Annotated in this window: 22 protein-coding genes; 4 read left to right on the top strand and 18 right to left on the bottom strand. The window is 37.3% G+C overall.

Features of this window, described 5'->3' with window-relative positions; translation table 11 throughout:
• Positions 1-6: 6 nt before the first annotated feature.
• From guaA to CUN60_RS00385, 6 genes are all read right to left on the bottom strand, one after another.
• Positions 7-1,566 (bottom strand): glutamine-hydrolyzing GMP synthase, encoded by a 1,560-nt coding sequence (gene guaA / locus CUN60_RS00360; RefSeq protein WP_102950111.1) that lies wholly within the window; start codon positions 1,564-1,566, stop codon positions 7-9.
• A gap of 8 nt (positions 1,567-1,574) precedes the next feature.
• Positions 1,575-2,291, bottom strand: coding sequence for a UMP kinase (gene pyrH, locus CUN60_RS00365; protein WP_102950112.1), 717 nt, complete (start codon positions 2,289-2,291; stop codon positions 1,575-1,577).
• Positions 2,292-2,580: 289 nt separating this feature from the next.
• Entirely contained in the window at positions 2,581-3,441 is an 861-nt protein-coding gene (locus CUN60_RS00370; protein WP_102950113.1) for a phytochelatin synthase family protein, read from the bottom strand.
• A gap of 260 nt (positions 3,442-3,701) precedes the next feature.
• Positions 3,702-4,388 (bottom strand): orotidine-5'-phosphate decarboxylase, encoded by a 687-nt coding sequence (gene pyrF / locus CUN60_RS00375; protein ID WP_102950114.1) that lies wholly within the window; start codon positions 4,386-4,388, stop codon positions 3,702-3,704.
• A gap of 23 nt (positions 4,389-4,411) precedes the next feature.
• On the bottom strand, positions 4,412-4,801 hold the full coding sequence (locus CUN60_RS00380; protein ID WP_102950115.1) for a hypothetical protein: 390 nt from the start codon (positions 4,799-4,801) through the stop codon (positions 4,412-4,414).
• On the bottom strand, positions 4,798-6,459 hold the full coding sequence (locus CUN60_RS00385; RefSeq protein ID WP_102950116.1) for an alpha-keto acid decarboxylase family protein: 1,662 nt from the start codon (positions 6,457-6,459) through the stop codon (positions 4,798-4,800). Before CUN60_RS00385 ends, CUN60_RS00380 begins: the two co-directional genes overlap by 4 nt.
• A gap of 206 nt (positions 6,460-6,665) precedes the next feature.
• Here CUN60_RS00385 and CUN60_RS00390 point away from each other — a divergent pair, with 206 nt between their 5' ends.
• Positions 6,666-8,279 carry a lytic polysaccharide monooxygenase gene (locus CUN60_RS00390; RefSeq protein WP_102950117.1) on the top strand — a complete coding sequence of 538 codons (1,614 nt, stop codon included), beginning with the start codon at positions 6,666-6,668 and terminating at the stop codon, positions 8,277-8,279.
• Between the two features lie 30 nt (positions 8,280-8,309).
• Here the strand turns inward: CUN60_RS00390 and CUN60_RS00395 are convergent, their stop codons facing one another.
• From CUN60_RS00395 to CUN60_RS00410, 4 genes are all read right to left on the bottom strand, one after another.
• Positions 8,310-9,323, bottom strand: a complete 1,014-nt coding sequence (locus CUN60_RS00395; protein ID WP_102950118.1) for a DUF2806 domain-containing protein — start codon at positions 9,321-9,323, stop codon at positions 8,310-8,312.
• 21 nt (positions 9,324-9,344) lie between these two features.
• Positions 9,345-9,728: an HVO_A0114 family putative DNA-binding protein gene (locus CUN60_RS00400; RefSeq protein ID WP_102950119.1), complete on the bottom strand. Its 384-nt coding sequence runs from the start codon at positions 9,726-9,728 to the stop codon at positions 9,345-9,347.
• Positions 9,712-10,029 carry a toxin-antitoxin system TumE family protein gene (locus CUN60_RS00405; protein WP_102950120.1) on the bottom strand — a complete coding sequence of 106 codons (318 nt, stop codon included), beginning with the start codon at positions 10,027-10,029 and terminating at the stop codon, positions 9,712-9,714. The genes CUN60_RS00400 and CUN60_RS00405 overlap by 17 nt, the downstream gene beginning before the upstream one ends.
• A gap of 222 nt (positions 10,030-10,251) precedes the next feature.
• Positions 10,252-11,601 (bottom strand): hypothetical protein, encoded by a 1,350-nt coding sequence (locus tag CUN60_RS00410; RefSeq protein WP_102950121.1) that lies wholly within the window; start codon positions 11,599-11,601, stop codon positions 10,252-10,254.
• Positions 11,602-12,061: 460 nt separating this feature from the next.
• On the opposite strand from CUN60_RS00410, the gene CUN60_RS00415 reads away from it, so the two are divergent.
• Positions 12,062-12,499 (top strand): EamA family transporter, encoded by a 438-nt coding sequence (locus CUN60_RS00415; protein ID WP_102950122.1) that lies wholly within the window; start codon positions 12,062-12,064, stop codon positions 12,497-12,499.
• Between the two features lie 8 nt (positions 12,500-12,507).
• Here the strand turns inward: CUN60_RS00415 and CUN60_RS00420 are convergent, their stop codons facing one another.
• Positions 12,508-13,902, bottom strand: coding sequence for an acetamidase/formamidase family protein (locus tag CUN60_RS00420; RefSeq protein WP_102950123.1), 1,395 nt, complete (start codon positions 13,900-13,902; stop codon positions 12,508-12,510).
• A gap of 389 nt (positions 13,903-14,291) precedes the next feature.
• On the opposite strand from CUN60_RS00420, the gene katG reads away from it, so the two are divergent.
• Positions 14,292-16,523, top strand: a complete 2,232-nt coding sequence (gene katG, locus CUN60_RS00425; protein WP_102950124.1) for a catalase/peroxidase HPI — start codon at positions 14,292-14,294, stop codon at positions 16,521-16,523.
• 201 nt (positions 16,524-16,724) lie between these two features.
• Here the strand turns inward: katG and CUN60_RS00430 are convergent, their stop codons facing one another.
• Together CUN60_RS00430 and CUN60_RS00435 are read right to left on the bottom strand one after the other, a co-directional pair.
• Positions 16,725-18,263 carry an ETX/MTX2 family pore-forming toxin gene (locus CUN60_RS00430; RefSeq protein ID WP_102950125.1) on the bottom strand — a complete coding sequence of 513 codons (1,539 nt, stop codon included), beginning with the start codon at positions 18,261-18,263 and terminating at the stop codon, positions 16,725-16,727.
• Between the two features lie 185 nt (positions 18,264-18,448).
• On the bottom strand, positions 18,449-19,630 hold the full coding sequence (locus CUN60_RS00435; RefSeq protein WP_102950126.1) for a hypothetical protein: 1,182 nt from the start codon (positions 19,628-19,630) through the stop codon (positions 18,449-18,451).
• 255 nt (positions 19,631-19,885) lie between these two features.
• On the opposite strand from CUN60_RS00435, the gene CUN60_RS00440 reads away from it, so the two are divergent.
• A protein-coding gene (locus tag CUN60_RS00440; protein ID WP_425266149.1) for an IS5 family transposase occupies positions 19,886-20,678 on the top strand; the annotation gives its coding sequence in 2 pieces (ribosomal slippage) (positions 19,886-20,181 and positions 20,180-20,678; 795 coding nt in all).
• Positions 20,679-20,694: 16 nt separating this feature from the next.
• On the opposite strand, the gene CUN60_RS00445 is transcribed toward CUN60_RS00440, so the two are convergent.
• From CUN60_RS00445 to queC, 5 genes are all read right to left on the bottom strand, one after another.
• A complete protein-coding gene (locus CUN60_RS00445) occupies positions 20,695-21,279 on the bottom strand; it encodes an Lcl C-terminal domain-containing protein (RefSeq protein WP_102950128.1) in 585 nt (194 codons plus the stop codon).
• A 62-nt stretch (positions 21,280-21,341) separates the two neighbouring features.
• On the bottom strand, positions 21,342-23,573 hold the full coding sequence (locus CUN60_RS00450) for an Lcl C-terminal domain-containing protein (RefSeq protein ID WP_102950129.1): 2,232 nt from the start codon (positions 23,571-23,573) through the stop codon (positions 21,342-21,344).
• Between the two features lie 301 nt (positions 23,574-23,874).
• Complete coding sequence (queE, locus tag CUN60_RS00455; protein WP_102950130.1) at positions 23,875-24,540, bottom strand: 7-carboxy-7-deazaguanine synthase QueE; 666 nt, start codon at positions 24,538-24,540, stop codon at positions 23,875-23,877.
• The gene (locus tag CUN60_RS00460; protein WP_222593276.1) at positions 24,524-24,955 is read right to left on the bottom strand and encodes a 6-pyruvoyl trahydropterin synthase family protein; all 432 of its coding nucleotides are present in this window, start codon (positions 24,953-24,955) and stop codon (positions 24,524-24,526) included. Before CUN60_RS00460 ends, queE begins: the two co-directional genes overlap by 17 nt.
• Positions 24,952-25,629, bottom strand: coding sequence for a 7-cyano-7-deazaguanine synthase QueC (gene queC, locus CUN60_RS00465; RefSeq protein WP_102950132.1), 678 nt, complete (start codon positions 25,627-25,629; stop codon positions 24,952-24,954). The genes CUN60_RS00460 and queC overlap by 4 nt, the downstream gene beginning before the upstream one ends.
• Position 25,630: the final 1 nt, after the last annotated feature.

Raw genomic sequence — 25,630 nt, forward strand, 5'->3', positions numbered from 1 at the left:
CAGTAGCTATTCCCACTCAATTGTGGCAGGTGGCTTACCAGAAATATCATAAACTACCCGATTAATACCCTTGACTTCATTAATAATCCGGTTTGCGACACGGGTAATAAATTCAAATGGCAAGTTTGCAACATTTGCGGTCATAAAATCAGTTGTTTCTACAGCGCGTAATGAAACCACATAATCATAAGTACGTCCATCACCCATAACGCCAACTGAACGAACTGGCATGAAAACTACAAATGCCTGCGCTACTTTTTGATATAGCTCACTTTTATAAAGCTCTTCAATGAAGATATTATCAGCAAGCTGTAATAGTTGTACATATTCAGGCTTAACTTCACCAAGTATTCTAACCCCAAGCCCAGGACCAGGAAACGGATGGCGATAAATTAATTTTGGTGCAATTCCCATTGCAACTCCAAGACTACGCACCTCGTCCTTGAATAACTCTCGTAGCGGCTCTAGCAATTTTAAATTAAGGGTTTCTGGCAATCCACCGACATTATGATGGGATTTGATATTATGTGCCTTATTATTTTTACTACCCGCAGATTCAATCACATCTGGATAAATCGTCCCCTGTGCCAACCACTTTACACCATCTAGTTTAGTAGCCTCATGCTGAAAAATGTCAACAAACAGCTTACCAATTATTTTACGCTTTTGTTCTGGATCAGTTACACCAGCTAAAGCGGTATAAAATTGCTCTTGTGCATTGATACGAATTATATTAAGTCCAAGGTTATCATGGTAATTTTGCATTACCTGATCACCTTCATTATGTCTTAATAAACCAGTATCGACAAAAATACAAATCAGCTGTTCACCGATTGCCTTATGTATCAGGACTCCAGCAACCGTACTATCGACACCGCCAGATAAACCCAAAACCACTTTATCACCACCAACCTGTTGGCGGATTTTGGCGATAGCCTCATCGACATAATTTGGCATAGTCCAAGATGGTGCACACTTACAAATATCTAAGACGAAATGACCAAGCATTTTGTCACCCTGCTTGGTATGAGTCACTTCAGGATGAAACTGTACCGCATAAATTTGGCGCTTAGTATCCGCCATCGCTGCAATCGGACAGCTATCAGTTTCAGCAATAACCTCAAACCCTTCGGGTAATCGAGTAACCTTATCACCATGGCTCATCCACACCTGAAGGTAGTTACCCTCTTCATTTGCACCATCACTTAAATTATCAAACAAAGTTGATTTGAGTTTATTAATCTCCGCATAACCAAATTCACGTTTGCCAGAATTAACTACCTCACCACCTAATTGCTTGGCAATAGTTTGCATTCCATAACAAATGCCAAATACTGGAATACCAAGATTAAAGACTACATCGGGAGCACTTGGGGTATCAGTCTCATATACCGAATTTGGCCCACCAGAAAGAATTATTCCCTTAGGGGCAAACTCACAAATCAGTTTTTCATCAACATCGTAAGGGTGTATCTCGCAATATACGTTTAATTCACGTATTCTCCGTGCGATTAGTTGAGTTACCTGTGAACCAAAATCTAGAATCAAAATTTTATCTAATTGCATCATTTTTCCTATTTGCAGTAAACCAACGTACCTTCATCTTCACCTGATACAACACGTAAGAGGCTACCAGGTTTAAAAATACTACAGACATTAATATTCATATCATTTTCACGGCATAAAGCAAAAGCTGCCATATCCATTACACCCAAATTTTGCGAAATCGCATCATCAAATGTTAACCTGTCATATCTAACTGCATCAGCATATTTCTTTGGATCTTTATCATAAACTCCATCAACCTTGGTTGCTTTTATCAGTAGATCACAATTCATTTCAATTGCACGTAAGGCTGCGCCACTATCCGTCGTAAAATAAGGACTACCCACGCCACCAACAAAGATAACCACATCACCATCAGAAATCCGCTTTACTGCACTGTCTCTATTATATCCTTTAATAATATTGCCAATTGGAAATGCAGAATAAACTTTAGACGGAATACCACGAGCATTAAAAGCATCGCGTAACAGTATCCCATTCATTGCTGTTGCAAGCATCCCCATAAAATCAGCATTAGCCCGCTGGATTCCTAGACGATCACTTCCACTTAAACCACGAAAAAAGTTACCACCACCAATTACAACCCCAACTCGAACACCTTGTGCCAGAATTTCTTTTACTTGGTTAATGATAAATTCAACTGTACCCGGATCGACTGATTCAGTAGAATCTCCCATTAAGGCTTCACCAGATAGTTTTAACATTATGCGTGGATATTTGAGCATGCAACTGTTCCTCTTGGAAAAAATCAGCTGAATTATAGCACAAATTCAGGGTGAATCCTTTGTGATTATTGATTCTATGATTACTATAGGAACGTGGAAGGATCTCAATTTGTATCTAATCCGGCTGGATAAAGACTAGATAATTGAGATAAAAAAAGAGATTAGATTTAGTACAAACTTACATTTGGGCAACTGATATTTGTACGTATTTAGGCAATCATAAGATAGGTAAATTCATGGCTTATTACCTAGATTTACCTATCAAAGAAAGTGTTTCTAATGCCGTAGTTTAGGAAGCTTTATTTGCATTAACCAAGATATAGCCACGATAATTATTACCATCCTTAGTATTCATGCTTTTATAAAGGTCATAAACTTTTAACCATTCCCATGGTGCAAAAGCATTCCAAGTTTCAATAATCAATACAGAGTCACTGGCTTCATCGTATGCACCGATAGGAGAAAAATGTCCACCATTTAGTTCTGACATTACATTTAGATTATAGTTCACGATCATATACTGAGTTGGGTTGGTCATGATTTGTTTAAGTAGTACGCGAAATGCAGCAATATCAGCATCACTTGAAGTATCAACATGTTTAGCTTCTGCTGTTAATCCCTGTAAATTTAACGCTTCAGTTAGTTGATCAAGCGTAACCCCGACAACGTATTTACCATCAACCTTTTTACGTCCATAGATGACTTCTTTATCCAAATAACCATTGACTTTATCATTAAAGAAATTTTCTTCTGTCCAAGTAAAATTGCCATCAATATAGCCATCTTCAAGATTATAAAAAGAGCCAGTTTTAGATAAAGGTGGCTGTTTACCTAGTGTTGCATAAATAGTATTTAACATAATTACGCCTGAGGCAATACCACAACTAAGGATATTGCTTTGTGGGGAATAATGCGTTGACAGGTTATAAAATGGCGCTTTATATTGTGAAGAATTAAATCTTGCAATTCCTTCTGGCGTATTATATGAAAGTACCGCCATAGTGTTTGAATATGGACTAACAGTGTATTTTGCATAGCCATAGTCATAGACTGTCGGGCTTGGTGTAGCAGAAGTTGTTGAAGCTCCGCCAGATGAACAACCAGTAAGTACAACCATCAACAATACTGACAAGAATCTTTTTTTATTCATTTTTACCCCTAATTTTTATTTTTGCATAAATAATGGCTTCTGATCAGAACACTTTTATATTGCATTTAAATTAATCTTAGTATAGATTTTACTTCAATTGATTTACTAATGTAAATATACATTTACGTATAACATGCATGCAGAAATGAATGGTAAGGTAAACACCGTGTCAATGTTATTTAGGCGAGGTGTAGTATTTAGACCTATTATGCGGTGAAAATAGGAAAGAAGGGCAGAACCCTTCTTAGTTTAATCGTAATTTAAAGATTTAGATTAATATCACGCAGTGTTTGAAGTGGATTTTGTGATTGGGTTATTGGACGACCGATCACCAGATAGTCAGCGCCATTCTTAATTGCCATTTGTGGAGTCATAATCCTAGTTTGATCATCAGTTTTGCTATCACTCAACCGAATCCCAGGCGTAACCGTCAAAAATTCGCGACTAGTTTTGTCTTTGATAGCTTGAGCCTCCCACGCTGAACATACCACCCCATCAATACCACAGTCATAAGCAAGTTTTGCCAGATATAAGGTTTGTTCAGTCAAGTCGCGGCTAAAGCCGATTTCTTTAACATCTTCTTCGCCAAGGCTAGTAAGAATTGTCACCGCGATTAATAATGGCTTATTATCACTTTCTTCAATTGCCCTTCTTGCAGCAAGGAGCATTTCACGTCCACCACTAGCATGAACATTTACCATCCAAACACCAAGATTGGCTGCTGCCTTTATCGCTTTATAAACAGTATTCGGAATATCATGGAATTTTAAATCCAGAAAAACTTCAAACCCAGCATTTTGTACTTCTCTCACAACCTCTGGACCATAACAGGTAAAAAGCTCTTTGCCAATTTTTAACCTACACTCATCAGGGCTAATCCCAGAAATAAATTTTCTTATTTCGCTAATATCGTTGAAATCTAATGCTACTATTGTCTTCGGATTCATAAATTAACCTAGCTAAAATTATATTATTTTCTTGAACATAAATGTAGTGCTAACGGCTCACTCTCGTAAGGAGTATAATCAAATGCATAACATTTTTTGCTAACCCCATGTAGATGACTACACATTTTACTAAACGCTGGAATTATAGTAGAAGTAATGCTCTTATGATTATCAATATAACTAACCGTTAACATCTGGTTAGCCTTTGATTTAGGATGCGTATAATCTACTTGCAAAGTAAGTATTTTACTCTCATTTATATTAAGGACGCTATTTTGTAACTTTTCTTTCCCAGTAGTTATTTGATATTGGGCTTGTGATTCTGAACAGTTAATCAACTGAACTGTCAGCGCATTTGCCCCACCCGCCAAAAATAAAAGCAATAAAGCCATTTCCGAATTAAATTTTTTCATTTTCCCTGACTCTCTCTTTGTTTGACTACTAATTCGGCAAGTTTTAATAACGCTGACGGATATTCGTATTTGCCCATTTTCACCTCAATCAGCCACATTTTATCAGTTTGCTGTTTTGCCTGATTTAAAACCTGCTCCAATTCCGTAGCATTAGTTACTATCCTAGTATAAGCATTACCACCGAATGAATCTGCTAATGAAGTATAGTTCCAGATCTGAACATCATTATAGGAGGAATTTTCGCCAAGAAATGCCCGTTCAATCGTGTAACCCTCATTATTTAGAATCAGAATTACCGGCTTTAAGTCGTAGCGTAACATGGTAGAAATTGCCTGGACACTCATTTGTAGCGAACCATCTCCGGTAATCAATAGTGTCCGCCCAGTTTTTTTGGCAAGGGCTACCCCACTAGTTGCAGCTAGTGCATACCCGATTGAATACCAATTGACACTGCTAATAACCTTTACCTTAGCTGGTACTTTGTAATAACCAGCAGTAAAAGAGATCGTCCCGGTTTCAAGAATTAGGGTATCATTTTCGGCAAGGAATTTGCCAGCCTCATCAATAATGTGGTCGTGGAGAATAGTATTTGCTGGCAGATTTGCGCTAGTCTGATAATTAGGATTATGCGTAATTTCATTAAACCTACGATTAATCTGAAGCTCAGTAATAGCAGTAATTACGCTAGTAAAATTAGTAATTGTAAATGACTCATTATTATAGGCCGCACTATCTAGCTGAATGTCAATGAGTTTATCTTGCGGGAGATTGGCGCTAAATTCACCAAGATTAATCTCACAGTTAAACATACCGAGCGAAATAATGCAATCGCTACTTTCAACAAATTCCCGTACCTGATGCACAGAAAATTCGCCAGCATAAACCCCACCATAATTGGCAAGCTCTTCACGAATTAGCCCTTTGACCGCCCAACTAAGGACAAAAGGTATTCCTCTAATTGCAAGAAAAGTCTCAATTTCTTGCCCTAGATTATAACGATCAATCAAATCACCAACGATAATTATTGGATTTTTTGCATTGAGGAGCTTCTGATGAATTAGATCAACAATCTTCGCTTCAGAATCAGTTAGTGGTTCATTTACATTAAGCTTAATTTTAGCCGTAGGAGCAGGAATCATGTGTAATGCCAAATCTTGGGGAATTTGCATATAGACAGGCTGTTTATGTCTGATACAGGCGTTAATCAAACGATCTATCTGTTCACCGGGGTTATCAAAAGTAATTAATCCTTGGGCACAAGTTATCTGCTCATAGATTTTCAATGATTGATCATATTTACCATTTAAAAGTGTATGATGTAGCGGTAATTTCTTTGCTATCTTACTAAGCGCGATACCACCTGTAATTTTCAGTACCGGAACTCGTTCGGCATAAGCACCAGCAATACCATTTACCGCACTTAATTCACCGGGACCATAAGTAGTAATCAGCGTACTAATCCCATGAGTTCTGGCATAACCATCTGCGGCATATGAAGCATTTAACTCATTACATTCACTGATAAATCTAAATCTGTCATCATGTTCTATTTTCTCGACAATCCCCAGATTAAAATCTCCCGGAACACCGATGATATCAGAAATACCTAGCTCAGCTAGCCTAACTAGTAAATACTCGCAAACACTGATTAATTGCATAATAATTCCTCCTATCCATTATGATATACCAAAAAAACGTATAAGACTTATACATTTTTAGCTATTTAAATTTGTCATGATTTTACATTACAATAACCCTATATCCATTTTGCCGGCAAAATCAGAAACTTTCAGATGTATGAGGGAGATAGTTTGAAAGTTTCTGCCTATAGGTTTTAAATTACTCTCAAGGGAAGGAGTATCTCATGCATACCCAGAAAACATATTTGATAATGTTAGCAATAGCATCAAGCATAATTAGTAGCAATGTATTTGCCCACGGTTATATTGAACAGCCACCATCACGGAATTATTTTTGCGGTGCAGTTACCAAGCCAGATCAAATTTTATATGGTACGCCACAATATAAGGAGTGTGCGGCAGTATTTATCATGCCTGATGGTAGTATTAATAATGATGGCTATAACTATATGAGTATTTTAAGTCATACTAAAGGAGCAAAAGAAGTCAGACCTTTGCCAAAAAATGTTTGCGGGTTTGATAGTGAAGCATTTGGACATGGTAAAACTCTTTGGGATGAGCCAATTAACTGGCCAACTAGTAATATGAAATCCGGCTCCAACCAGTTTGTCTGGAATATTTCTTTTGGTCCACACTTTAGTGATACGGATCAGTTTCGTTACTGGATAACTAAACCTGATTTCAAATATCAGGTAGGTAAGCCACTAAGCTGGAATGATTTTGAATCTACACCATTTTGTGAGATAAAATGGACAGGTCAATCAACATCAACGTTACAAGCTGATTATGCAGCCAACAAATTCAAAATGCTCTGTAATGTACCCAAGAGAGAAGGACGGCATGTTATCTATGGTGAATGGGGGCGAACTCCTTCAACTTATGAGCGGTTCCATTCTTGCATGGATGTGGTATTTTCAGGTGGCGAATCAACTATAGTAACCCCAGTTGTCGCGAAGATTAATATTGAACCATCCAGTGACAAAATTACTGGTGCTGGCTCATTAACATTAAATGGAAGTTCGTCACAAGGTGAGAGTCTTAGCTACTCATGGAGTATTAGTGCTGCTAATACCTCTTTATATAGCATCCAGAATGCAAAGCTTGCCAAAACAACTTTATTTTATGCTAACCCAAAAGAACGAAATGACTTGACAGTCTCTCTTCTAGTTAGTAATAAAAATGGTAACTCAAGTACCTCTAAAGTTATTATTCACGAACCAGCTGTAACCTCAGTCTGGCGTGATTTGGGTTTACTTACTCACGAAGCAAAAGCCCTACAGGTCGGCGATAAAATATCAATTCGTGCAGTATTTAAAAATGGACAGGACATTTACTATCCAACAAATGGCATGCTGATTAATTCATCCCTTCAATCAGCAAATGAATGGACATATGCATTAGCAAACCAGATTAATGCACTAAATGGCGATCTGGCAATAGGAGTCGATACAAATGGCAAAATAACTCCGGTAAAAGATGCTAATAGTAACCGGATTTATGTAAAAACCAATTCAAATATTCAGAACGCCTATCTCTGGTTTGTAGAAGCAACTCCGCTTAGCAACTGTACGGTAAAAAAACAGAGTGGTGCCAACCCATGGTGGGCGGGATTTGATATTGCAACCGATAAGCCAAATATTGATCTGGATTTTGCGAATACGGGGATTGATTTAGCAAAAGTCCGGATTGATAAAGGTGCATTTACGGTTACAGTCACTGGTTCTATTCTAAGACTAACTAAACCAGCATGGGTTAATGCCACTACCGCTGGCTATATAGGATTTAATGCGGATAATTATGCACCGCTAGTGGGAAATAGTTTACCGCAATGTAAATAAAGAAAGGACGCTTAGCGTCCTTTTTTTAATCTAGATAGTAATATTAGTTAGGTTCCTCGCAACAATCGCTCCATCCGAATTATAATAAAATTGTTTGGTTGTCTTCACCTCAAAACCCTTGCTTATTATAAACTTTTCAATATTTAGTAAGTGCTCTTCATTAATTGAGAAATTTCCAATACCAATAACTTCAGTACCAAGTGATGTTATTGAGTAGACTGGTAACTCAAGCTTTTTAGCAGCATCACTAGCATTAATTATAAGAAGTGTATTTCCATATACCAAAGCTTTCTCATATTTATCAGGACGATCTGAACTAAAAACCATACTTACTCCCCCAATTCCCGAACTTGACGCATTGAGAATCCCCATTGCTTCTAAACTTAATAAATTATCAATAGAAATATTTGTTTTAGTGCTACCAACATTTTTTACTATGTAATTCTGGGTAACAAATGGAGCTATCTTTGCTATTAGTTCTGCTTCTTTTTGACTTAAATCCTTTATAAAGGATAACGTCCTTCGGGAGTATTTCCCCGGAGATTTTACTTCTCCTGCTAAGATTTTGCCCCACAAAAACTGTAATTGCTCAGAAGAAATGTTACCTACATATTCAGCCCATTGATTTAGCCAATCTAGGTCAATAGGATCTGCAGAAGGTTCATCATGATCATCCATGAGAACTTCCTCTGCATGTAGTATCGCTTTACTAACATTTACCTTTTGGGAAATTACTTTTGGTATTTCATCTATAATTGATTGCTTTACTAGACGGCTTAAATCTATACAATTATCATCATTTAAAATAGTTGCCCCTGATGTTACTGGCAATAGGTTATAATTAGAATCTATGATTAATTTACCATCCTTTAGCTTTTCAATATCCTCTTCTGTTTTTGCAATCATCAATTTGTCTTTGCGTTGGCATTCGCGCAAAGTTTCGCCTTCTCGCCTCATTTGCCAAGGTTTTAAAAGACTACCAACCCCTTTATCTACAAGAGACTCCCACATTTTTATTAATAATTTTTCACCAGGATAATCCATGTTGTATACCCTAAAATAGCATTAAATTATAGCTTCTAACTTTACTTGATTTGCGACAAATTCAATAATCTTCTGACGTCCATGCCCAGGATTAACAGAATTTATTATCTTAACTAAGCCATATTTAGCCATTTCTTTGATGTCTCGAGAAACAGACTCTCTACTGCGATTTGCTCTTTTAGCAATGTTTGTAATTGAATCTGGGTGATCTCTAATTACATTGATAAGGTTCAGTTTTGCCTGATTAAGAAAATGTAACATATCTGTTGGGTCTTCAAAGGTAATAGTATGAGCCGACGGTTCAACAGGCTTACCTTCATCTAATTTTCGCATAGTCTTACGCACATTATCAAAGAACTCTTGAGTAGTACCAGTTCTGATTATTACATTATTTAAGTCTTTCATGATAATCCCTCCATTCCTGTTCAAACTGATCTAAGATCTGTTCATAACTACTAAATTTAACTGGTTCAACGACACCCATACAGTGCCGATGGTGATAGCTATGGTCATTATCATAGCCGATTACTCTACCATTATCCAATGAATATGGCTGATAGTTAATATAAGCTAAGCTATAGCGTAAAAGCTTGCCAGTATTATCAACTGTCAGGAAATATCGTAAAATTCCATTACCTGCTTTCTTAGGTAATGTATGTTGCTCATCCATTATGACAATCGTGTCATTTTTAATTTTGTTTCTCATATATGGTTATTATACAGCCGTAACATTAGAATATACAACTGAAATTGTCAATACATTAACTTCAGGTTTGATAATAACTGACCATAAATGAAGCTACCATCAGACCATAAGGTCTATTATAGAAATTTAGAAAATGAGAAGGTGTAAATGGGAAGCCATATGATATAAAAAGCAACACGGATTTAAAATCCATGTTGCTTCAATGAGAAAGGTGGGAAAGAACTAGAAGCTTAGTGAATACACTGCTGAAGTTGTCCCATTCGCCGTATAAGCATATACATTGCCATTATAACCTGCAGAGAAATTATAAATCTGTGAGCCAGCAGCAAGATTAGGAACTGCAATACTTAGCCATGTAGTAGAACCATTTGGTAATACATAGACTTGATTATTAAATGTTCCTACATAAATGTTATTGCTATAATCCACATAAATCACCGATACATTAGATGGAACATTGGCATATTTTGTACTATCAGTCAGATTAGCAAACCCGTAAGATCCGCTAGCACTACTAGTTAATGTAGCTTCATAAACGGCACTGCTACCCTGAGTCCAAGCAATTATCGTATTAGTATTATTGCTACCTTGAGGAGTTGCTGCAATCGCATTAACCGCACCAAGAGTATTATAGCCACCAGTAGCCTGATATAAATTTGCTGCAACTGGTGATGACTCGAAAGTATAGCTCGCTCCAGCTGCTTTGACTATTGCAGTCAGGTTAACAATTGAAGCATTAGTAAATGCATCTGCTTCAGCATTTGCTGGGATTATACCTACACAAACATCGCCAGAATTAGTACCAGCTAGGAATAATGGATTATTCTGGAAGCTTGAAGCCGCAACCGCTGAAACTGTTGTTGCTTCCTGACCACTAACCTTACCGCTTCCACTTGCAACACAAGAGGCTAATGAAACATATGATTCAGACTCAACTGGAGTGCCTAGCCCGGAGTTATTTGAAAGCATATTATAGCCGATGGATTCTGCACCAGAAACACCCGGTAGTCCATAACCAACAAACATGAATTGACTATTACCACTATTACTATTAACTAGTCTTGCTCCAGTAGGTGCATTGCTTCCCGCACAACCATTAGCCCCTGCTTGTGGGTTACCAAAACAAATGGTACGATTAACATTGGTTAGTGTAGCAGATTCCCATGTTGCCGTATTCCCAGTAGTATTTAAAGGCAACATTAGACTAGCAGTAAAATAAACAGCTACATCACTAGGTGCTGGCGCTGGTCCAAACAGAATATTACTCGAAGTTAGCCATGCACCGATAATGCTAGTACCAGTAGTCATAGCCGTATCTGCGGTTAATGGAGCATATACAGAGCCATTAGCATTACCCAATAAGTATAATGGATTCCCTGTTGTAGTATTGACAAATACCGAACCAGTACCCATTCCAGCACCCAAATTTTGCGCCGGTGCTGAACCTGTTGGTGCAGTGACAGAAGTAATCGATAGCGTAGGAGAGCTGCTGCTACTTCCTCCACCTGAATTACAAGCTACTACTGCGGCAGTTAAAGCCGTAATAGTAATTAATTTTAAAGTATTTTTCATATAGCCTTGTCCTTTTTAAGTTAATTATAAATGATTGATTAAATAGCTCTAATACAATAAAAAGCCAAAATAGTTTTTTGATGTATGCTACGTAGTTATTATAGTTTAGAGCTCTTCTTTCATATGATTAATTGTTACTATTATAGTGATAGTATTTCTCTATAATTAAAAACAGCTTCTGACAAAATTTCTTACATCAAATATAATATCAAAATGAGATGGTTTTTGGTTTCCCACTTTTGCAAACTTTATTCCCATTTTTGCAGTCAATATTTTTTAAATCGATCAAAGGATAGTCAAAATAATACATTACCAAAAGATTATGCGGGTCAGAATATATGCGCTATTGGGCTTGATATTATGTGATAAAATTTGTTCTTGCAAGGTGGTGGTGCTCACCTAATAACTGTCAATTTGACCAATGGCTCCTGAAATTAAGTGTATTTTAAGGAGTAATCTCATGTCAATAAACACCTTACCAAAATGGTTAATTTTTTCAGTTGCATCAGCTTCTTTTGCTGCATTAACGGCAATTTTTGGAAAAATCGGCGTTTCTCATATTAACTCAAATCTTGCAACTTTTATCCGCACAATAGTTATTCTGATTGTCAGTGGGTTAATTATTACTTCGCGTAATGAATGGCAGAAAATAAGTTTTGAATCAAACTCAGACATGTTATTTTTGGTATTATCGGGAATAACTACCGGGCTTTCATGGTTATGTTATTATCGAGCATTACAATGTGGACCAGCGAGTAAAGTTGCACCAATTGACAAGCTGAGTGTAGCTATTACCATTGCACTTAGTATCCTAATCCTGAAAGAACAATTCAGCTGGTCAATTATTTTGGGTGGGGCATTAATAATCGCTGGATCATTAGTTATTGCTATCTTCTAGAGCCTAGCTTAGTTGCTAGTTTGTGCCGAAGATTTGCTATCTACCCATAAACTTTTGGGAACTACACAATGAAAATCTTTGGCGCCACTAACATAGGTTGACAGACGGCAATCCATGGTCATACTTAACAGAGAATAAATGTCAAGTTGAGTCATTTTTTTATCTTTTTCAATTTTGGTTATCATCGCCCAAGTAGCATCCTTCATTGCTTGTAATGCATCTTTATTTTGCGCCGTAGTCACATAAAAATCATTATTATCCTGAGATAAAAGTGGAGCAGGTTTGGGAGCATCTGCTTTTTTAGGCACAATGCAATACATGCCCAAGACCCCATCAACTACTTCTGCAACAGGACAATTCCAATTTGCATACATGATTTTCTCTGCTTCAGCTTTCGAGACTTTTCTTTGCCCGGCAATAAATTGAATGGTATTAGCCTTCAATAGATTTATTGCTTTATCAAGATTAGTATCATAACCAACGGTAATCCATGAATCAGGTGTTTCTGCAATTGGCCAATCAAGTTTCTTATTTTTAATTACATTAATCGTAAGATTTAATTCTTCAAACGCAGTTTCAAGTGCGGTAAGGTTTACTTCTCCATTACCCTGTACTGCATGTGAGTCTCCTGTCCAAACTAGTCCACCCTTGATAAATACTGGTAGATAGAGAGTAGTTCCTTCCTGCAACTGATTCAGATCGAGATTTCCACCAAATTTACCTGGAGGTGCTGTATCCAGCTTTCCATTAGTAGAACTTGCTACGGCAAGCACGCCAGGAAATGGTTTTAATGGTATTTCAATGCCTGGAGCAAATTGAGCAACCATATTTTTGGTATCAAGATAGAAGTATTTGATTTGACCCTTTGGAAATTTTTCTGGTAAAAGACCTTTACCTGGCAGGCTATTATTTGAGCCATAGGGGCGTGGGACGATTTTATTAATATGAATCTGTAAAACATCACCCGGTTCTGCGCCATCTACGTAGATTGGACCAGTTACAGTATGTGGTCCACGACCAGGAACTGCATCATTCATTTTTTTAACTTGATCGACACTTACACCAGGAACTACCTGATTATTAGAGGCAGCATCAGTTTCTATAACTACTGAATCCCCTGGTTTTATTTTAAGTACCGGTGGTTGTTTATTGTCAAAATAACCCCATTGGGTAGTTGCCGGCGTTGCTGGTAGAATATATGTTTTCGCTGTTTGTTTACTAGTTTTTGCTGGTGCAAGCATCAAATTTTGATCTAATCTACCGGGTAAGAAATCAAGACAGTTTTCAAAATTCTGCGGCTTTGCAGCAATAGCTGAAGACGCCTGTTCTACCGCATATGAAGATAATGGCATGTTTAAAATAAGTAATACACCTAAAACTGTTTTAATCTGAATTTTTTTCATTTCTACCCATCCAATAAAAGGTTATTCATAATTATGGCACAAATTGATAAGATAATATTTATAAATTCAGTGGAAAAATCTTTTATATTAGTTGATATTGATGAATATAATTTTGGGAGTTGATAAAACTATTATAAGTGCAGTAAAGATGCTACAACAACTTTAATTAGCGGAAGAAACTAGAATCCTTTATAAGTCATCCAAATATCAATATCTATAGACAAAGACTATCGAGATAATAGCAATAATTTAATAGGGTGACTAGATGAAGTAAATTATAATAATCACATAGCAGGCATAAAAGACCTGAAGGAAATTTGAATCTGCTACAATCGATGGATTCATCTTTGTTGTAGCTTTTTTTCACTTTATTATAAGGAAGATTTAACATGCAGAAGAAAATAATCTCAGTCTTGATCGCCTCAGGTGTATTTCTAGCCATAACTAATGTAATGGCAGAAGGTAACTCCCCAAAAAACAAAAATAACAATAATAGCTCAATAGCCTCTTCACCAAGTCTGGATCTATCCCCTTTACGTAATTTAAATACTGTAGATAACCCTATGGATAAAGATTATAACTATCACCAAGCATTTAAAAAGCTTGATGTAAATCAGCTAAAAAAAGATATGCAAGCATTATTAACCCAATCACAAGACTGGTGGCCAGCTGACTATGGTAATTATGGTCCATTCTTTATTCGTTTATCATGGCATGATGCTGGGACGTATCGAATTTCTGATGGTCGTGGTGGAGCAAATCGTGGACAACAACGTTTTTCACCACTTAATAGCTGGCCAGATAATGTTAACTTAGATAAAGCCCGTCAATTACTCTGGCCATTAAAACAGAAATATGGCAATGCCGTTTCATGGTCTGATCTGATTGTTTTAGCAGGGACAGTTTCGCTGGAATCAATGGGGATGAAACCAATTGGCTTTGCTTTTGGGCGTGAAGATGATTGGCAGGGTGATGATACGAATTGGGGAGCTAGCCCAGAAGTATTATCATCGAATGTAAAAAATGGTAAATTATTAAAACCATTCTCTGCTACGCAAATGGGATTGATTTATGTAAATCCTGAAGGCCCAGATGGCAAACCTGATCGTGCCGGAGCTGCTAGTGGTATTCGCCAAGCCTTCGGTGGTATGGGGATGAATGATGAAGAAACGGTTGCACTTATTGCCGGTGGACATGCTTTTGGTAAAGCGCATGGTGCAGCTCCTGCGAATAAATACGTTGGTCCAGCACCAGACAAAGCTCCAATTGAACAACAAGGATTTGGTTGGCAAAGTAGCTATAAAAGCGGTAAAGGTGCAGATGCAATTGGTAGTGGACTTGAAGGTGCATGGACATCAAGCCCAACCATGTGGAATTACGACTATCTAAGAAATTTATACACACTAAACTGGCAATTGACAAAAAGTCCGGGTGGAGCTCATCAATGGGTACCTACAAATGCTACTCAACAAAATATGGTTCCTGATGCATATAAATCAGATGTAACCCATAAACCGATGATGTTTACGACTGATCTGGCATTAAAAGAAGATCCGGTATTTAACAAATATGCAGAGGAATTTTACAAAAATCCACAGGAATTCCAGAAAGCTTTTGCTAATGCGTGGTTTAAACTGACACATCGCGATATGGGACCAAAATCAAGATATATGGGTCCATGGATTCCACAGCAAGATTTCATCTGGCAAGATCCTTTACCTAAAGCTAATTATAAACAAGTCTCACCGCAAGACATAGCTCAACTGAAAAAAGATATCTTGAATTCTGGACTTACGAATAGTCAGTTAGTGAGAACCGCGTGGGATTCGGCATCAACTTATCGTAAGACTGATTATCGCGGTGGTTCAAATGGAGGCAGAATAGCCCTTGCTCCAGAAAAAGATTGGGCGATGAATGAACCAGCTCAGTTAGCTAAAGTATTAGCAAAACTGAAGGCTATCCAGACAAACTTTAATAATAGCAAACAAGATGGTACTAAAGTATCATTGGCGGATTTGATAGTCTTAGGTGGTAATACCGCTATTGAGCAAGCAGCTAAAAATGCTGGCTATAATATTCAAGTTCCATTTACTCCGGGTAGAACTGATGCTACCCAAGAGCAAACTGATATTGCAGCTACAAATTACCTAAAAACCAAGTCAGATGGTTTCATAAACTATACTGATGGTAGTGAAAATCCAAATAAACTACCACAGGCATTGGTAGAAAAAGCTAGTATGCTTAATTTAAATGTGCCCGAGATGACTGCGCTTATTGGTGGTCTGCGTGTATTAAATACTAATTATCAAGGCTCTAGTGATGGAGTATTTACAACTACACCGGGTAAACTTAATAATGCTTATTTTGTGAACCTGCTTGATATGTCAACCGCATGGAAAAAAGCAACCAAAAATGGTGAATATATCGGTTATGATAGACAAACAGGTAAACAGAAGTGGACAGGGTCATCTGTTGATTTGATTTTTGGTTCTAATTCCGAGTTAAAAGCGGTGGCACAAGTTTATGCTGAAAATGGTAATGAGCAGAAATTTGTCAATGACTTTGTCAAAGCTTGGAATAAGGTTATGATGTTAGGCAGATTTGACTTGCTTAATAAATAAAATCTCTGATTACAAGATTAGACTATTCTCATAATCCTGCTTTTAGACCAGGGAAATAAAGATGCATTAAGAAACAGAGTATAGGCTCTATCACATAAATCTTTATAAAGCATACAAGAGATTAGAAAAAACCATCAAAGTAATAACCCATCATATATGATGAGTTATTACTTTTTAAATCAACCATTAAATATTGCTAGATTAATTAAGCGGTTTGATAAAATCCTTTGGATTACTTGATTGATTTTTTAATCCTAAAGCAATCGAACTCTCAACCCAAACAAGTTCTTGATGATAGCCAATTTCTCCTGTGTAATTTCCCGCTGTAATTATGTTAATACTTTTACTTACATGATTTACGCTAAGCCCTTTATCAAGGACAGCATTTGGAGAAAAAAGTACCACATAAGGATCAATTTTTGCATGGGTCGTACTACTACAATTACCATCTAAAGCTATTTTGGCACGTAGCTTCAAATCTTTCAATTCATATTCAGCTTTATAACTACCAGTTTGTTTGGCTCTTGATGTTTTGCCATAGTAACTAACTTTAGTACGTGGATTAATCTTCACCGTCTGTTGTAACTCTTGGCTAGTCTCTTTAGCCTCAGTCTTAGTTTCAGTATTAGAAGAGTTAAATTCATAATTCGCATTTATTTCAAAACTCTTACTAGATATATCCTTAACTCCAAAACTACCAGCAAACTTGATGCTTGTTCCAGCTTTCCAGCCTGTTGTAGTTTGAGTGGAAATTGTATTTGTGTTTTTAATTATTGTTTTTAATGTTTTTCCTTCCTGTGCTGTGGATGTATTATTAATAGCCTCTTGTGTTTCTGTTTGTATTGGATCTAATTCAATTGGCTTATTCCTTTTTATCTCAATGTTTGGATTATTATTTAACTTAAAGCTAGGTTGAAATACCTGACACAATTTTAACTTTGAGAACTCATTAAGATTAATTTCTTTATCGTCAATTGTTCTTATTGCTTGCTGTTTTTCTTGATTATTCAACTTATTAAAATTGTCATATACTTCATGGTTAAGAACCTGAGACAACTCATCATTATCTTTGCCAGAATCGGATACTAAATATAGATCTTGAGTATCACTCTTGGAAAAAAGTAGGGCAAGCCCTGCCCCATCTGCAAATTGTTTGAGGCCAATTATTCCTTCGTCATGATTTTTCCAACCAGTGAAGTATTCTTCAGTCCAACAGTATGGATCTCTGCCACCAGTACATCTTTGTTTAGTTTTCCTCTCATAAACATAAGACTGTTTGATTGGAGCTAGGATATTCCAGCCATCTTTTTGCCAGACACTATGCACATTAAATACATTCATCTTAGTATGCCCGCCATCTGTAGTTCTATCTTCATGCTTCCCTGTTGTTGCACTCCGGATATCTACTGCAAAATTTGATGAACCATCAGCTTTATCATCCTGACGATATACAGATAGTCTGAATTTAGTCAATTCGCCATATCCCCCCCAATCTGGTTGTACTTTTATTACTCCACAAGCTCCAACCGACAAAGGAAACTCCCATTTAGTATTAATACCCGCACCACCAGGAACCTCAACTTGAATATTATGTGGCTGCGCCAATCCAACTTTAACTGGCACACCTGTTTCATTACATACCCTAAAGTTTTTAGTAATTTCATTATGCCATGCATAAGCATTTGTTGATAATAAAGTAGCACCAGCTGCAACAACCAGATAAAGTTTATTTAGTTTCATAATGATTCCCTTGAAAATTTATTTTTACCACAATTGGTTTTATCTTCTGATAACGGTATTATATAAAACGATCATGAGCAAGTAAATATACGTTTATGTATAACAAGCATGCAAAAACGTATAGCCTTATTTATCAAGATGAAAAGCAGAGAAAGAAGCGATCCACTCCAAATGCTTTGAGTATATTAACGTGCACCAACTGGAACGGTTATGACTGGGGATGTCTGAGAGTTATTTACGCCAAGTCCAGCTTTCATATTCATAAGTCGTACAAGTAGAGCAAAAGTTGCTTTTGAATCAATATCTGACTTACTGATATAAAACCAATGCCCATTAACTTTGGTTTTTACAAATGCACCTACAGGCTCACTTTCACTAGTCTTAATCTCCATTAGCCCCTTCATAAGTGGACTCCAGTCATAATTATTGCCATTGCTATCTTTAAGTTCTGGCACATAGCCCGCTTTTACATCTGCCTCTGGTACTTGAACTGCATGGGATAAAAATGCCATCATCGCATTTAGCGAGCGCATCTGAACAAAAACGAGATTCTTTGCCAGATCCTGCGAATTTTCTTCTTCCATAAAGCCAGTCTTACCCATCCGTAGATTATAAATATTCTGGTTTGTCATGATAATATCTTTGCTAGAGGCTGAAATATCAAGCATTTTCTTGATCTGTAGCGCATCCGCAGATTGATAATTATCTTTGGTAAAATCAATGATAACTCCAGCCTTGCTATGACTAATTTCAACCGGATCAATATATAGCTGGCGGGCTTTAATCATTTTTAACATTAATTGAACATAAGTATAATACTCTTGATACTGAGGAATCTGCTTAACTCGAGCATTCGCCGCGCTAGAAGCATTATCAAGTCCACCCACCCAATCAAATACTAGACGCATGATTAACTCATCATCACTAATACCACCATTTACAAGAAGCGCCAAATCATGAAAATCAACTGGCTGCTGTAAGGCTGCAACAAAAGTTGCATCATTAATTGGCACATAAGAAATAGTTGGAGCATCAGAATAACTGGTTGACGGGGTAACCCCTAATGTTCCAGTATTGACTGATGGATTAACGGCATTATTCCCCGAACCCATTGCCTGCCCGGATACAGTCGCACTAATACTACGGGTAAATTGGTAAGATGCGGTTACACTAGTTACTTTTAGGTATGAAGTTGGCTCGGCATAACGCAAACGGACAATATTTTTCAAGATCTGTTCGTAGTCAGTCTCACGAACTATATCATTATATGCTTCCCGATCAATATCTATCTGCTTAGGTCCGATTGAAGCGCATCCACTAATTAGGACTAGTGAGCTAATTATTATCGAAATCTGCCGTTTAAACATTTTCCACCTCTCCAATTAATCTAACCAAATTTTAACATTCAGGATAAGTTTAGACTATTGAAAGAGGTTGTTACTAGGTAAACAAACTAGCTTACTATTGACATTGATTGCAAACATAGGAGGCAGAAGCCTTTATTTTCAATATTTAAGGTGAAAAATTTAAGTGTAGTATATTCCTGCATTCTTAGAACCTGTTTGGAATTAAATTGCCAAAAGGATTAAACTACTGGCTGTTAGTAATAAAGAGCGAGTACAATGAGAAAATCATATCCAAGCGACGTAAGCAGAGAACAATTTGAGTTAATATTGCCAGAATTAGAATTAGCACGTAAAAAGACAAAACCTCGCAAAATAGATCTGTACGATGTATTTTGCGCAGTCTACTATGTTCTCAAAAGTGGTTGCCAATGGCGAATGTTACCAAGTGATTTTCCAAAATGGGAAACAGTTTATTTTTACTTTAACATGTGGGCAAAAAAGCCAGAAAGCAATGAAGACAGTATTATAGAGATAGTCTTAAAAAAAATTGGTAGGCTTAGTACGTACCGAAAATGGCAGGAACGCAATGACGAGTTTCTGCATAGTAGACGCACAAAGCGTGAAGAATACTAATACAGCCGAGAATAAGGGCTATGATGCGGGTAAAAAAGTATCAGGAATAAAGCGTCACATTGCAGTAGACACGCAGGGACTACCACATGCTATTCATGTTACAACTGCAAATGTAACTGACCGCGCAGGAGCAATATTAATGTTTGAAGGAGCCAAACGTAATCTGGCTGGGGTACAGAATATATTGGTAGATGGAGGTTATAGAGGCGATAGCTTTGCAACCGAAGTCCATCGAATATTAAATGCTAGAGTTGAAGTTGTTAAAAGAAATGAGCTGCATCAGTTTGTGGTTTTACCCAAGAGATGGATTGTTGAGCGTTCCTTTAGCTGGCTTGAGAAATGCCGTAGATTATGGAAAAATTGTGAGAGATACTTAGGTACTAGCCTACAAATGGTATCTCTTGCTTTTGTAGGCTTAATTTTGAAAAGATTCTAAACAGGTTCTTAAATAACTATTTACCCCCGCGTACAGCCCAAATATAAGCTATACTCCCATCATTTGAGGGCAATGAAGAAGTGTTACCCTTCTCAAAGCTAACATACCATGCTCCATTTCCACCAGGAGTAGATGACCAATAATTCGATGGGTTTACACCTGAGAACCCAGCAGAATTTAACCAATCTGCTTGATTCCCATTTGTAGCAGCAAAGTTAAATAAACTTAATAGTTCAGTTTGTGCAGGCAAACGCCAGTCACTATAACCACATAAGCGATAGCCAGTGGCACTAGGATTAGTATTCATTTGTGCTACCTTATACTGAGCAGTGCCACTAGTAGCGCTATCACCCCAAGTTCCATCTCCAAGTAAACTACCATTTTTTACCCACATCAAACCTGTAAGCTTATCGGTTATACAATCACCATTTACTACAAAGCGATTATTAGGCCATTCTTTCCCAGCTCCGGCTGCAGATGGTCCAGTTTTTGATACATAAGCAATATTATCCGCATTTATATTCCCTATCAAAGCTACTAGTACTATCGTTATATAGTTTCTAGCGTGATTTACAAACCATTCATTTTTATTGTATTTCATTAAAATCAACTCCCTTAGCACTTATAGAATCATGTCCAATATATTATCAAATATTAAAGTACTCATTGTATCCCTCCACGTACTGGCCAAGCATAAAAACTTAGTGATTGATCAGCTGATCCACTATCGCCATTAGCCATGTTTACATACCATGCAGGATCATATGGAATAAAATCTCCCGGAAACCCACCAACTGTCGATGACCAATATTTAGCAGCATTTGCAGTAGAAGCATCATTCTTTACACCAATAAAGCCTTGTTGATTTAGCCAACTTCCCTGATTACCATCTACCGCAGAATAATTAAATAAGCTTAATAATTCTTTTTGCGTAGGTAATCGCCAGTCAGTATATCCACATTTACCACCTGCACTATTAAAGTCTGCTACGGCTTTTTGTGCACTACCGCTAGCATTGCTATCGCTCCAAGTACATTTACTTGAACAAATCTCGCTAGCATCTTTTAACCACTCAAGCCCTGTTAGATTATCTTTTTGCGAATCATTACACGTTCCACCACCATTTTGCGTTCCAGCACTAAAACGTGTAGCTACTGTACCACCACTACCCCAAGTAATCCCAGGATTAGTTTCAGACGATGCACCGACTTGTGGTGCTGGTAAATAAGTATATGGTGATATTACTATTCCAGATATGCTATTAAATGTCTGAGGCGATGAATTACCATTAATAATAGCATTATTATTTGCCAATATTTGTAAACTGATTCCTGATTGTGTATAAGCTGTGCTTGGTGTATCTACGTTCATGCTATTATTAATACTTGCAGGATTCCAGTAAGAATAATTATTACTCCCTGTATATGGTGTAATGATAAATATACAACTTTCTGCGCCAGATACTTCGCTATTAAGATTACATGATGCTGGTGATACTGTATTTCCAGTTAACCCAGTTACTGTTGGTGTTATCGTACTACTACCTCCAGATATTGTTGCTGTAAACGCATAAGCACTACCCATCATTGTTTGCCAATTAGCTACTGGAGTAATAGTCACCCCAGGGCCTACTGGCGTTGGCGTTGGGCTCGGCGTTGGCGTTGGGCTCGGCGTTGGCGTTGGCGTTGGGCTCGGCGTTGGCCATGGACTACTTGAACTAGTAGCGCTGATACTGCCTGTTATTATTGTCTTACCATTGTTGTAGCTTTGATTTATACTAAATGGCTCATTTGCTGGTGATGATGGATTTGTCAATGATACCGTATAGCTGCTTGTGCTTCCTGTTGGTACATCTGCTTTCAATGTTCCACTACTACTTCTGCTACTCATTGATAATGTCGCAGTTGGTTCTGTCACTGTTGCTACTGAAGAATTGCTGCTACTTACTGTAAAAGCTGTTGCTGCTACGCTACCGATATTTGCTACCGCCACCGTCTGGTTTGCATTTATTGAATTTAGTCCTATAGTTGATGGATAATTATATAATATCGCTTGATTGCTGACTGTAGTTAGTGTATTTAATGCTGCTGAGGTAGCTATATTACTTGTTGTTCCATTTGCTGCTACTTCTGATATCTGGAGTTTAAAAGACAATGGCTTATCCTCTAAAGCTGCAGGAACGGTTATACTAAAGCTATCGCCTTGTTTAAGATTAGCAGCCCCGACTCCTAGATTATTACTTATCACATTCTGAAGAGCTAATGGCTGGTTATTTTCATCTACTAGGACAGCATTATTGAATGCTCCGGTATTATTTGACAATACTGTCCCTACTATTACTACCAATACTGTATCATTACTTACTACAGGATAATAACTAAGCTGGATTCCATTTATCCCACTAGTGGTCGTTGTTGCTACAGTATTTATCCCAATTGGTGCTTTTGCCGCTGTCTCAGGATTTGTGGACAAACTCTGTTTTATTCGGCTTAGTAAGTTGCTATTATTACTTGCTCCCACTACAAAGCTGCCACCAAATGCGCCTGATTCCAGATTTAGTTTCAGGATACAGCTCCCCAGTGATTCAATTACTGCACAGCTTTCTGCACTAGTACTGTCTATACTTACTTTTGTAGCTCCATCTACTACTGAATTAAGAGTATAGCTTATATTTCCTACACTTCTACTTTCATCACTATTACTTACTACTATATAACCATTTCCTGATGTATTCTGAAAGCTCGATAACTCATAAGGTTGTGTAAATACCAAAGAAGATACACTTCCCGATGGGGTTGGACTATTCCCACTGCCACTGCTCCCGCCACTACTACAAGCTGCGATTGAACTAGCCAAGAGTAGTAAATATAAGCTATTTATATTTTTTCTTTTCATTACTTACCTGATATTGTTAATATTTATCTCGTTAGTATTCTAACATTTTTGAAAAATTCATACTTTATCCGAAATGGATAAATCATAAAAACACTTCATATTGTTAAGCAATACCTTAATTTAACGTACCAATTGCTGCAACAATTTACAACACTGTTAATCATAACAATAGTTATAGAGAATTTATTGGTAGTTTATTACACATCATCAACTATATTCAAGGAGATGTAGTAGCCTTTCGGGATAAAGTTGTCTTTATTTAAGATCTTATCTGATTCGTCGATATTACCTATAGTACAAATCAGCGGATATTGATATATTTATGTACCTGAGCACTCAATCGCCAATTATTGGCTAATGCTGCTTCAATACATAATTTAGTTGGGTTTTCTTTACAGGATAATGGCTGTAGCCAGATTAGCTTGTTAGTCACGGCATGTTGTTGCAGTAGTCGCTTGAGTTTTTCAATGTCTTGTATTTTACCAACAGGCATCTTGATTTCATTTGCCCGCGCTACATTTTCTGCCAATATTGTTTTATTTCCCGGCATATCAATTTTTGGTGATAAGGTAACCCAAGTTTTTTCGCTAACTCTCAGTATCTCAGTACCACTGGTTTCAATCTGGGTTGAATAGCCCTTATCTTCTAGAATAGAGATTAATTCACGTAAATCATACATTGCTGGTTCACCACCAGTAAAAACGATATGGCGACAAGCTGGATAACGCGCAATTTCCGCTAAAATTTCTTCAAGACTAAAATACGCCCAGCCAAGCCGATCACCAGTTTTCTCAATTACCTGAATAGTCTTAACTTGATTTGCTGTATCTAGTTCCCACGTATGCTTAGTATCACAAAAGGCACAGCCAACATTGCATCCCTGCAAACGAATGAAAACCGAGGGTTGCCCAACAAAACTGGCTTCGCCCTGTAAAGTATAAAAAATCTCATTAATCGGATATTGCATAGCTTGCCCTACATTTGGAGGTTTCTTCAAGAGTTACTTCAGATAAACTAATCGGCAGATCTTTAAATAACTCTGGACCAATCACTTCTACTAGATAACGAGCTAGATTTTCTGCTGTTGGATTGTATGGTACAGTAACAATAGTTGCATCAATTTCACGTAAACTCAATAACCACGGATCATTTTCCCATAAGATAAGTTTATGATCCCAATTATCATCAAGCCAACGGCAAAGTAAATCCTTGATAACTGAAAAATCAATGACCCGCCCCAAATTATCAAGTTCGGTACTTTCACATTTTAGATGAAAAATATAAGAATGTCCATGTAGGTTTTTACATTTACCCTCATGTTGAACTACCCGATGACCGCAATGGATTTCATGCTTACGCACTACCTGAAATTTACCCATCATGATACCTCGTAGCTAGTTGGATCACTAATCCCCGCGTCAATAAATGACTGCCGACGCTGACGACAGGTACCACATAAACCACAATGTTGTTCCCTACCATCATAACAGCTCCAAGTATCGGCAAATGGTACGTCAAGTTTGGCACCAGTTTTAACTATATCAGTTTTAGTGAAATTGATAAATGGTGCAGATAATTCTAAATCTTCATGGCGACTATCGATAGTTCCCAGACGCAATGCCAGATTTAAGGCATTGAAATAATCCGGACGACAATCAGCATAAACATAGTTGTCCCCTTTATGCGGGCCAAACGCCAATAACTCGGCATTTTCGGCACAGGCAATAGTCCATGCCAATGATAGCATCATGGTATTGCGATTCGGTACTACTGTCACTAGCATATTTTCACGAGCATAATCTTCTTTAGGATTATCAAGGTCCTGATTAACCAGACTTGAACTTTGTAAAAACCCGTTCATAAATCTAATATCAATAACATGATGCTTGGCACCAAGATTGGCGGCGATTTTAGCTGCGCTTTCCAGCTCTTTAATATGCTTCTGTCCATAATTATAGGAAACACAAATTAACTGATAACCTTTATCCGCTAGATAATAGGCAAGTGTTGAACTATCAAGACCACCAGATAAAATTACTACTGCTTTTTTAGTCATA

The organism is Aquella oligotrophica (genome assembly GCF_002892535.1).
Classification (GTDB): domain Bacteria; phylum Pseudomonadota; class Gammaproteobacteria; order Burkholderiales; family UBA11063; genus Aquella; species Aquella oligotrophica.

Bases quoted from the DNA above. Each gene is read 5' to 3' on its own strand.
- CUN60_RS00420 (WP_102950123.1), bottom strand. From the start codon at position 13,902: ATGAAAAAAATTCAGATTAAAACAGTTTTAGGTGTATTACTTATTTTA.
- CUN60_RS00385 (WP_102950116.1), bottom strand. From the start codon at position 6,459: ATGCAATTAATCAGTGTTTGCGAGTATTTACTAGTTAGGCTAGCTGAG.
- CUN60_RS00370 (WP_102950113.1), bottom strand. From the start codon at position 3,441: ATGAATAAAAAAAGATTCTTGTCAGTATTGTTGATGGTTGTACTTACT.
- pyrH (WP_102950112.1), bottom strand. From the start codon at position 2,291: ATGCTCAAATATCCACGCATAATGTTAAAACTATCTGGTGAAGCCTTA.
- CUN60_RS00390 (WP_102950117.1), top strand. From the start codon at position 6,666: ATGCATACCCAGAAAACATATTTGATAATGTTAGCAATAGCATCAAGC.
- CUN60_RS00380 (WP_102950115.1), bottom strand. From the start codon at position 4,801: ATGAAAAAATTTAATTCGGAAATGGCTTTATTGCTTTTATTTTTGGCG.
- pyrF (WP_102950114.1), bottom strand. From the start codon at position 4,388: ATGAATCCGAAGACAATAGTAGCATTAGATTTCAACGATATTAGCGAA.
- CUN60_RS00405 (WP_102950120.1), bottom strand. From the start codon at position 10,029: ATGAGAAACAAAATTAAAAATGACACGATTGTCATAATGGATGAGCAA.
- CUN60_RS00435 (WP_102950126.1), bottom strand. From the start codon at position 19,630: ATGTTTAAACGGCAGATTTCGATAATAATTAGCTCACTAGTCCTAATT.
- queE (WP_102950130.1), bottom strand. From the start codon at position 24,540: ATGCAATATCCGATTAATGAGATTTTTTATACTTTACAGGGCGAAGCC.
- CUN60_RS00445 (WP_102950128.1), bottom strand. From the start codon at position 21,279: ATGAAATACAATAAAAATGAATGGTTTGTAAATCACGCTAGAAACTAT.
- CUN60_RS00410 (WP_102950121.1), bottom strand. From the start codon at position 11,601: ATGAAAAATACTTTAAAATTAATTACTATTACGGCTTTAACTGCCGCA.
- CUN60_RS00415 (WP_102950122.1), top strand. From the start codon at position 12,062: ATGTCAATAAACACCTTACCAAAATGGTTAATTTTTTCAGTTGCATCA.
- CUN60_RS00395 (WP_102950118.1), bottom strand. From the start codon at position 9,323: ATGGATTATCCTGGTGAAAAATTATTAATAAAAATGTGGGAGTCTCTT.
- CUN60_RS00400 (WP_102950119.1), bottom strand. From the start codon at position 9,728: ATGAAAGACTTAAATAATGTAATAATCAGAACTGGTACTACTCAAGAG.
- CUN60_RS00430 (WP_102950125.1), bottom strand. From the start codon at position 18,263: ATGAAACTAAATAAACTTTATCTGGTTGTTGCAGCTGGTGCTACTTTA.
- CUN60_RS00460 (WP_222593276.1), bottom strand. From the start codon at position 24,955: ATGATGGGTAAATTTCAGGTAGTGCGTAAGCATGAAATCCATTGCGGT.
- queC (WP_102950132.1), bottom strand. From the start codon at position 25,629: ATGACTAAAAAAGCAGTAGTAATTTTATCTGGTGGTCTTGATAGTTCA.
- CUN60_RS00450 (WP_102950129.1), bottom strand. From the start codon at position 23,573: ATGAAAAGAAAAAATATAAATAGCTTATATTTACTACTCTTGGCTAGT.
- guaA (WP_102950111.1), bottom strand. From the start codon at position 1,566: ATGCAATTAGATAAAATTTTGATTCTAGATTTTGGTTCACAGGTAACT.
- katG (WP_102950124.1), top strand. From the start codon at position 14,292: ATGCAGAAGAAAATAATCTCAGTCTTGATCGCCTCAGGTGTATTTCTA.